Source organism: Pirellulales bacterium, from assembly GCA_035499655.1.
Lineage (GTDB): Bacteria > Planctomycetota > Planctomycetia > Pirellulales > JADZDJ01 > DATJYL01.
In genome coordinates, this window is the sequence record DATJYL010000214.1 from 84,620 (window position 1) to 94,119 (window position 9,500).

The 9,500-nt window shown below is 57.8% G+C and carries 8 protein-coding genes; 5 read left to right on the forward strand and 3 right to left on the reverse strand.

All coding sequences use genetic code 11. The features are described 5' to 3' along the window. Nucleotides 1–40 precede the first annotated feature (40 nt). On the reverse strand, nucleotides 41–2,362 hold the full coding sequence (locus VMJ32_16500) for a hypothetical protein (protein HTQ40624.1): 2,322 nt from the start codon (nucleotides 2,360–2,362) through the stop codon (nucleotides 41–43). Then, on the reverse strand, nucleotides 2,359–3,786 hold the full coding sequence (gene argH / locus VMJ32_16505; GenBank protein ID HTQ40625.1) for an argininosuccinate lyase: 1,428 nt from the start codon (nucleotides 3,784–3,786) through the stop codon (nucleotides 2,359–2,361). Before argH ends, VMJ32_16500 begins: the two co-directional genes overlap by 4 nt. 364 nt (nucleotides 3,787–4,150) lie before the next feature. On the opposite strand from argH, the gene VMJ32_16510 reads away from it, so the two are divergent. The 5 genes from VMJ32_16510 to VMJ32_16530 all read left to right on the forward strand — a co-directional run bounded on the left by VMJ32_16510 (nucleotide 4,151) and on the right by VMJ32_16530 (nucleotide 9,117). Continuing rightward, nucleotides 4,151–4,741, forward strand: coding sequence for a LemA family protein (locus VMJ32_16510; protein ID HTQ40626.1), 591 nt, complete (start codon nucleotides 4,151–4,153; stop codon nucleotides 4,739–4,741). Continuing rightward, entirely contained in the window at nucleotides 4,738–5,523 is a 786-nt protein-coding gene (locus tag VMJ32_16515; GenBank protein ID HTQ40627.1) for a TPM domain-containing protein, read from the forward strand. The genes VMJ32_16510 and VMJ32_16515 overlap by 4 nt, the downstream gene beginning before the upstream one ends. After that, nucleotides 5,444–7,975 carry a YgiQ family radical SAM protein gene (locus tag VMJ32_16520; GenBank protein HTQ40628.1) on the forward strand — a complete coding sequence of 844 codons (2,532 nt, stop codon included), beginning with the start codon at nucleotides 5,444–5,446 and terminating at the stop codon, nucleotides 7,973–7,975. Before VMJ32_16515 ends, VMJ32_16520 begins: the two co-directional genes overlap by 80 nt. Continuing rightward, complete coding sequence (locus tag VMJ32_16525) at nucleotides 7,968–8,531, forward strand: hypothetical protein (protein HTQ40629.1); 564 nt, start codon at nucleotides 7,968–7,970, stop codon at nucleotides 8,529–8,531. Before VMJ32_16520 ends, VMJ32_16525 begins: the two co-directional genes overlap by 8 nt. Nucleotides 8,532–8,661: 130 nt before the next feature. Then, a complete protein-coding gene (locus tag VMJ32_16530) occupies nucleotides 8,662–9,117 on the forward strand; it encodes a VOC family protein (GenBank protein HTQ40630.1) in 456 nt (151 codons plus the stop codon). A 29-nt stretch (nucleotides 9,118–9,146) separates the two neighbouring features. Here VMJ32_16530 and VMJ32_16535 read toward each other — a convergent pair. Then, nucleotides 9,147–9,500 (reverse strand): type II toxin-antitoxin system RelE/ParE family toxin (locus VMJ32_16535; GenBank protein HTQ40631.1); only part of this gene is annotated, 354 nt, incomplete at its 5' end.

The window sequence follows — 9,500 nt, forward strand, 5'->3', positions numbered from 1 at the left end:
TTCTTCCGTAATTCCCCATTCCCCACTCAGCATTCCCCATTTACTTCTTAGTTGGCAGTTCAATCGCATCCAGAATCAATCCCAACAACTGTTGCGAATTCTTGCCTTCCGTCGCGCTTTGGTTGTAGCGGTCGTATTGATGCTGAATTTCGCTCGTCGTCAGTTGAATTCCATGCTCCCGCACCGCCTGGCTGAACGCCGCGGCCGCTGCCCGCCGCGTCTCCAGCGGCTCAATCGCAGAATTGGCCACCGATACCAACGATTCCTGCGCCGTCTGCTTCCCCATGTCCCCCAATAATTTTGCCGCTGTCACACTCGTGGCCGGCCGATGCAGTGCCCGTGTCAGCGGCACTTCGAACGGCAGCAAATCAAAATCCCGCGGCGCAACTTCGCGCAACTGCTCCAGCCAACCCAGCGCCGCCAGCGCTTGCTTTAAGCGCACGTCTTCCGGCGTTACCGCGCCGCCAAACTGCTCGACCAACCGCCCGACAAAATACTTCATACCCTCCGGCGTCACCGGCCGCTGAAACGCTGCCGCCAACGAACGCTCCTTCGCCAGAATTTGCATCCGCTCAATGTCCCCATCCGCATCTTCCGCTAACAGCGCCACCGGCACATGGGCCGTGCGCGGATCATCCCGCAACAAATCCAGCGTGACCCACACCGGCGGCCGGTCCAGCCGGCTGCTCAGCATCAGCAGTTCATAATCGCCCGACGAAATCGCCTGCAAATACGCCTGCCGCCCGTTCGTGGCGATATCGACGTCGTAACCCATTCCGCCCAGCATCGCCGCCAACTGCCCGGCGACCTCCACATTCGGAAACGCCACCAGCGCCCGCTTCGTCCCCGGCGAATCGGCAAAAAAAGCCAGCGCCTCCATGACCTGGCTCGATCCGGCAAAGGCCGCCGCTGGCTTGAATTTCATGATCGCCTCCACGGCCGCAAAGCACAGCCGCCGATCTCCCTGCTGCACCGCCAGTACCAGCGGACTCAATTTCCCATCCCGGGCGTCCAGCAGCGAGCGATCGCTAATTGTCCCCAAAATTTCCGCCGCCGCAGTGGCCGCCGGCAACTTTCCCGTCGACATGGCGAAAGTTAGCGCATCTTCCACCGCTGCCGTTCCAAGTTGCGCTACTTGCTCCCTCTCCCTTGGGGAGAGGGCAGGGGTGAGGGGGCCGGATGAATCCGCCAAGGGTTGATCCAGCCCCGCCCGTAACTTCGCCGCTTGCAACGTGCTGATCAAAAACAACCGTTGCGACTGTGGATCGTGCGGAGTCAGTTCCATCAAATCGTCTGCCAACCGCGAAGCCATCACTGCCGTCGCCAACTCAGGCGGCAAATTTTCGCGCACCGGCACGCCGCTGGCCGCATCCCACCGCCACACGTCCACGTTGCCAGCCCCGTCCAAATTCAGCGGCCGGTCATGCTTCAAATACCGTCCGATTTCCGTCGTCAGCAATTGGGCAGCCTCTTCGGGCGTCGCGTTTTTTATGCCTTGAATGTCTTCCAAAGTTTCCCGTGCAGCAGCGCTTACCTCGGGATGATTGCTCACGGCCGTGGCAGGCGCGACTAAATAAATCACCGCCTCCCGCGAGCCGATTTGCGACAGCACCGTCATGATTTGACACTTCAACTGTGGATCGTCCGATTGCAGTGCGGCCACCAGCGGCGGCGCCGCCTGCTCGCCGATCTTCGTCAGCGCCATCCGTGCCAAGGGATGCACAGCCCGCCGATTGGCGTCGGCCAACGCCAACACCAGCGCCGGCACGGCATCTTCATGCGCGGCCAAAATGTTCTTCAGCGCTGTGCGCTGCACGTCAGCAGAAGGATCGGCCAACTTGTCGATTTCGCCCTGTAGTCGCTGCGGATCGCGCGCTAAATGTGCAGCCGCCGCCAACGCCGCATCGGCCCATTGCCGGCCTGCCGGCTGCAAATCGGCGTTATCGGACAGCCGCAACAGCATGGCGGGATCAACTTGCCCGGCCGCTTCGGCCAGCGCCGTTTCGTCCGGCTTGGAATCGGCCAACTGCTGCAAATATTTCTTCGCCAGATCGACTCGATCCAAATCCGCCAACACTGCGGCTGCCTGCAACAATTGCCCCGGCGTGTGCGGATTGGAATCGATTATCGTCTCCACCGCCGGGTCGAGCTTGGCCGTGTTAATGGTTTGGGCAGCCTGCAAGGCGGCATCGGCTTTCGCCGCCGCTTCATCCTTGGGTGCCGCTCCGCCTGCCGCCGGCTGCCCGCCGCCTGCCGCTGGCGCAGAGCCCGCTGCAGGCCCAGCATTTTGCGATAAGCCGACAAGCGGAAACGCTGCGCTGATGACTACGCACGCAATCGGAAATCGAAGTTGCCGAATCATCGTTGTTCTGCCTTTTGCTCTGTGCCTTCCGCCTTCTGTTTTTTCTGCCACACTTGAACTTGTTTCTTCACTTCCGCTGGTGAGGTAGAGCCGTAACTAACAAACCGCGCCACGGAATTCTCCACGCCCAGCGCTTGCCGCACACTGTCGTCCAGCGCGGGATCCACTTGCTTGAAATCGTCCGCACTCAAATCCGCTAACCGCACGCCACGATCCATCGCCGTGCGCACCAACTTCCCCACTGTTTCATGTGCGCTTCGTTGCGGCACGCCCCGGCGAATCAATTCTTCCATCAGCGTCGTGGCGTCGAGATAACCTCGGTCCAGCTTCTCCGCAATCGCCCCCCGGTTCAATTCCGTCCCCGCCACCAGCGGCATTGCCACTCCTATGCAAGCCAACACCGTATCGACCGAGTCAAATAGTCGCTCTTTGTCCTCCTGCAGGTCGCGGTTGTAGGCCAGCGGCAAACCCTTCACCAGCACCAACAATGCCTGCAAATTGCCGATCACCCGCGCTGTTTTGCCGCGGATCAATTCCAGCACGTCAGGATTGATTTTTTGCGGCATGATGGAACTGCCCGTGCAAAACGCCTCGGGCAATTTCAAAAAATTGAACTCGGCCGTGCTCCATAAAATCCATTCCTCGGCCCAGCCGCTCAAATGCTCGGCGATCATCGCCAATACAAACGCCAACTCGATCACAAAGTCACGATCGCTCGATGCGTCCAAACTGTTTGCCATCACTTGCGGTTGCCCTGCCGCGTCGATAAATCCCAATCGCCGGGCCGCCTCGTGCCGATCGATCGGCAAGCTTGTCCCCGCCAGGGCGGCCGCCCCCAGTGGCAACACATTCACCCGATCCAGGCAATCAGCCAGCCGTTGCCGGTCCCGCTCAATTTTTTCGCAATACGCCAACCAATAGTGCGCCGCCAACACCGGCTGCGCGCGCTGCGTGTGCGTATACCCGGGAACGATGATCCCTTCGTCGGCCGTGCAACGTTCAACAAATGCGCACTGCAAGCTATGAAGCGCGGCATCAAGCCGATCGATAGTCTCCCTGCACCACATTCTCAGGTCGGTCGAGATTTGGTCGTTCCTGCTTCGGGCCATGTGCAGCTTGCGTCCGGTGTCGCCAATCTGCTCAATGAGTGCCCGTTCGATGTGCAGATGAATATCTTCCAGCTCGGTGAAAAATGGAAACTTGCCTTGCTCAATCTGTTGGCGAATTGCCGACAAGCCTTGCTCAATCTGTCGGCATTCTTCGATTGTGATCAGTCCAACAGTGGCTAACATTTGAGCATGCGCAATCGAAGCGGCCACATCGTGCGCGTACAATCGCTGGTCGAAGCTGATGCTTTCAGTAAATTGCTCCACCCGGCGGTCCGTCGCCTGACTGAAGACGCCCGACCAAGCTTTTTTCGACACGGAAAACTCGTCCCCGATTGGACTGCGCGAGTACGGAAAAGTGACAACACCTTTAGCGTAAACGGCTTACGCCGCGCGGTCAATTACATGGACCGCCCACACGTATAGAATGCCCAGGGCGTTTCCATGTTCGCCGCTTGTGTTTGTCCGATTGTGCCGATCATGCCGCCGACTGGCCGCTGGATTTATTGCCGACGGTTGCCTCAAATCCCGCCGCTGCAACACTTTCGCCGTTCCGCAAACAGTGGCCAGCGGGTAAAACTGCCCCAGCGGTTGGCAAACATATATTTCAAGAATTGTCGGCCGGCTCCGAACCACTGTTAGGGCAAAAAATCAGGCGGAAACCATAACGGAGAGCATTTTCATGAAACCCATGTATGTCGTGCTGGGAATCCTGGCGCTGGTGGTGGTGGTGGGAATCGGCGGCTGGATTTCCACCTACGGCGCCCTTAACACCGGCAATCAGGCTGTGAAAGAAAGCTGGAGCAACGTCCAATCCACGCTCCAGCGCCGCGCCGATCTCATTCCCAATCTCGTAAACACGGTGAAGGGCTATGCCACGCACGAAGAAAAAACACTCACCGAAGTGACCGAAGCCCGCGCCAAACTTGGCTCGGTCATTATCAATACGGACAACACCGACCCCGCAGCCATGAAGCAGCTTCAGGAAGCTCAGTCGCAAATGGCCGGTGCGCTCTCGCATTTAATCGCCGTGGCCGAGCAGTATCCCAACCTTAAAGCCGACCAAAGCTTTCTCGATTTGCAAAGCCAGCTCGAAGGAACCGAAAACCGCATCAATGTGGCCCGCGAGCGCTACAACGAAGATGCCCGAAATTACAACGTCAAGGTGAACGGCTTTTTCGCCCGTTTCATCGCCAACTCCTACGGCTTCAAGCCGGCCGAGTATTTCGAGGCCGCGCCCGAAGCCCAAAAAGCGCCGGAAGTCAAATTTTGAAACACCCTGTCGCTGCACAATCACTTCGCTGCCTTGCCCTGTGCGCCGCACTGCTGACGGCGTCAGCCGCTCGCGCCGCGCCGGCAATTCCCAAGCTCGAAGGCCGCGTCAATGATTATGCCCATGTCCTTTCCCCCGCCGACATCCAGCGCTTGGATGAATTCCTGGCAAACGAGGAACATCAAACCAGCAATCAAATGGTGATCCTTACGATTCCCTCGCTGGATGGCGATGACATCGAAGATTTCGCCAACAAAGTTTTCCGCGATTGGAAACTCGGCCAAAAAGGCAAAGATAATGGCGTTCTTCTGGTGGCAGCCATCAAAGATCGGAAAATGTGGATCGAAGTTGGCTTCGGACTCGAAGGTGTTTTGACCGATGCCATCACGTCGCAAATTTATCGCAATGAAATCGTACCCAGATTCAAAACCGGTAATTACGCCGATGGATTTTGGGTCAGCGTCACGGCCATCGACAAAGTGATTCATGGGGAATACAAGGGAAGCAATGCACAGCGCCAAGCTCCCTCTGCCGTGCATATTGAGCCCGGCTTTGTGCTGTTCTGGATGATCTTCTTCATCATCGTGTTGGTTTCCCACGTTCGCTTCCGACGCTACCGCAATCATTGGATTGGGCCGTACTGGATTTATGGTTCCGGCGGCGGGTTTTCCGGCGGTGGCTTCTCCGGCGGAGGATTTTCCGGTGGCGGCTTTTCCGGTGGTGGTGGATTTTCCGGCGGTGGAGGAAGTTCAGGTGGCGGCGGAGCCGGCGGCGGCTGGTAGAATAACTTTCGCCATGCCTGCGCCCCCATCCAATTCGAACTCCGCAAACCTGTTGCCCATTGTCGAGCGGCCCGCCGCGCCGCAAAACGCGTATCTCTCGGCCGCGCTGCCGATTCTCGATTCGCCCCCCGCCGGCTACATCCCGCCCCGCGGACCCTACATCGACCACGTCGGCTCACTGGCGCAGCGCCGGCAAGACTCCCACTCTCAATCACCTCCTCACCCCCTCACCTCCTCACCCGCTCGTTCCCCATTCCCCACTCCCCATTCCCCATTCACGCCGCTTCCCATGTCGCGGCAGGAAATGGACCGCCGCAACTGGTCCTCCGTCGACATCGTCTTCGTCACAGGCGATGCCTACGTCGATCACCCCAGTTTCGCCATGGCTCTACTCGGCCGCTTGCTCGAAGACGAAGGCTTTCGCGTCGCCATGCTCAGCCAGCCCGATTGGCATTCCTGCGAACCCTGGCGCACCTTCGGCCGGCCGCGGCTCTTTTTCGCCATCAGCGCCGGCAACATGGATTCGATGATCAACCACTACACCGCCAACCGCAAAGTCCGCAACGACGATGCCTACAGCCCCGGCGGTCGCATTGGCCGTCGCCCCGACCGCGCCACACTCGCCTACTGCCAGCGCGCCCGCGAGGCGTACAAAGGCGTGCCGATAATTGCCGGCGGCGTCGAAGCCAGTTTGCGGCGTTTGGCGCATTACGATTATTGGAGCGACAAAGTCCGCCGCTCAATCGTGCTGGACGCCAAGTGCGATCTGCTCGTGTACGGCATGGGTGAGCGGCCGATTATCGAAATCGCCCACCAGCTTGCCGCCGGCGCCACCGTGAAAGATCTCCGCCACCTCCGCGGCGTCGCCTACCGCCTCGGCGCGAGAGAAGCATTGTCTATTTCCGAATCTTCGACCCTCGCCCCTCGTCCCTCACCCCTCGTCCCCCATTCCCCGCTCCCTGATTCCCCACTCCCCACTCCCCATTCCCCATTCTCTGCTCCCACCATCACACTGCCGCCGTACGAACAGATTTCCGGCGTCGACGAAAAATCGAAGCGCGCCTTCTGCACGCTCACCAAAATTTCGCATCAGGAAACCAATCCGCACAACGCCAAGCGGTTGGTGCAATTTCACGGCCCGGAAGCCGTTGTCGTCAATCCCGGCGCGCTGCCGCTCACGCAGGCCGAAATGGACCGCGTTTACGGCCTGCCGTTCACGCGCTTGCCGCACCCCAGTTACGGCGGCGAAAAAATTCCCGCCTACGACGTGGTGAAGCATTCCGTGCAAATCATGCGCGGCTGCTTCGGCGGCTGCACGTTTTGCAGCATCACCGCCCACGAAGGGCGCATCATTCAAAGCCGCAGCCAGGAATCGGTCCTGGCCGAAATCCAGCGCATGCGGCAAACGCAGCCCGACTTCACCGGCGTCGTCAGCGACATCGGCGGCCCGACGGCCAACATGTATCAAATGAAGTGCAGCCGGCACGAAGTGGAAGCCGTCTGCCGCCGGCTGAGCTGCGTGCATCCCACCATTTGCAAACTGCTCGGCACCGATCACGGCCCGCTCATCGACCTGATGCAACAATCGCGCCAACTTCCCGGCGTGAAAAAAGTGCTCGTCGCTTCCGGCATCCGCATGGATTTAGCCCGCCGCGATCCCAAATACATGCGCGAACTGGCGCAGCACCACGTGGGCGGGCATCTCAAAGTCGCTCCCGAGCATACCGACCCCGGCGTGCTCGATCTGATGAAAAAACCCAGCAACGATGATTTCGAAAAGTTCGGAGAACAGTTCCGCCGCCAATCGAAAGCCGCCGGCAAGCAGCAGTATCTCATTCCGTATTACATTTCCAGCCACCCCGGCAGCGACTTAAGCGCCATGATCGAACTGGCCCTGTTCCTCAAGCGGAACCATTACCGGCCCGACCAGGTGCAAGATTTTATCCCCAGCCCGTTCGACATCGCCGCTTGCATGTACCACACCGGCTACGACCCATTCACGATGAAGCCGGTGTACATTGCCAAGCACCTGCGTGACCGCCGCCTGCAACGGGCGTTGTTGCAATTTTTCAAGCCGGAGAATTATTTCGAAGTCCGCAAAGCGCTGGAGCAGGCCGGCCGGCAAGATTTAATCGGCTCCGGCTGCGATTGCTTGATTCCCGTCCGCCCGCCGAAAGAAGCGCTCTCCCGCCGCCGCCGCAAAGCAAACGAAAGTTTGAACGATGTCTCCGGCGACCACATTCGCGGCTCACATCCTGGAGCCGCGCGCGTCAGCAAGCGGTCATCCGCTAAATCTCCCTCGCCCCTTGTGGGAGAGGGCCGGGGTGAGGGGAAAAAACGGAAATTAACCGCGGAGGGCGCGAAGGACGCAAAGAAAGCAAAACAGAAAAATCACAGTGTTGGTTACCGTCCCGGTCGGAAAAACGCGAACCGCAAGTCTAGAAATGGGTAAAGACAAAATGGGCAAAAAGCGAAGCAAAAAACGAGACTCTATTAAAAAATTGCATAAAACCGTTTGGAATAACAATACGTGGAATGTGTGCGAAGGAGAATTGAGACGAGGTCGTGGACGACCAACAAATAATTTATTCGAAATCATGGCTGAAAAAATTCCGTTCGAAGCAATCGATGCAGTTTCGAAGGACTTGAAAAAGAACGACAAATCACATAATGGGGTTTATGTCGCACACGACTCGATGGGATATGCACGGTATATAGGCCGCGGGGATGTATTCACACGATTAAAATCTCGCAAGACAGCACATAATCTTGAATTGCAATATTTCTCGTTTTACATCGTGGCAGATAAGAAACATGAGCGAGAGATCGAGACGCTCCTTATTCGTGCTGGCGGCCCCCATCTCCATTTCAACGAACGAAAGAAACGAGATGATATTCAGCCGGGCAATGTAAAAGATTTTGAGGCAGGAACACACTTCTATGAACGGCAATACAAGCGGGGCCGACCGAAGAGGAAAAAAAGAGGCAGACCCAAAAATCGCAAATGACTTTGGCCGATTTTCACTACTGGCTTGTTCAGTAGTGAGCGTAAACATCGAGGCGCAATAGCTAACGGCTCGTAAGGAATCTCAGCTTGTCGTCGGGCAGTTCAAGAAACTAGTCGCTCCAGAACCACACATGCAGCCGCGGATTAGCATCATCACGCTGGGTGTGAAAAATTTGGAAGCGTCGCTGCGGTTTTATCGCGATGGGTTGGGCTTTCCCACCACGCGAAAGGCCGAGGAAGGGATTGTGTTTTTCCAAACCGGCGGCGTTTGCTTGGCGCTATATCCATACGAAAAATTGGCCGAGGATGTCTCGCCGGAATTTGTCGCCGCAGCGCACAAAACTTCTCTCGCTGCCACCCCCAAAAAATTCCCCGGCATCACACTGGCCCACAACGTGCGTGAGAAGCACGAAGTGGACAAAGTGCTCCAGCTCGCCCAACAGGCGGGCGCGAAAATCGAAAAACCGGCGGCTGACACTTTTTGGGGCGGCTACAGCGGATACTTTTCCGATCCTGACGGTTACCTGTGGGAAGTCGCCTGGGGCGCTTTCGACTTTAACGCCGACGGTAGTTTGTTCGTCACGTGAAGCTGTCCGCAGTTAGTGGAGTTCCACTTCTAAGCCGTTGGTATATCCGGCAGCCGCCGCGCACCATGAATCACGGTTAAAATATCAACTCGCTCCGGCAAGACTCGATAAATAATCCGGTACGGATATTCGAGCACTTCGCGAACATCGTCCCGGTCGTACTCCGGCACTTTGCCTGCCATCATGGGGAACGTTCCGCACTGTTGCGATCGGCGCGTAATTCGGTCAATCATGGCCACGGCATAGCGTAGAGAATCCTGCGCAATGTAATCGTGAATTTGTGCAAGATGGCGCAGCGCGGCCTCGGTCCAAAAAACTTTCATTGCGGCGTCAGCCCAAATTTGGCGCGCACGTCCTCCACGCTGACAATGCGCTTTTCGAGG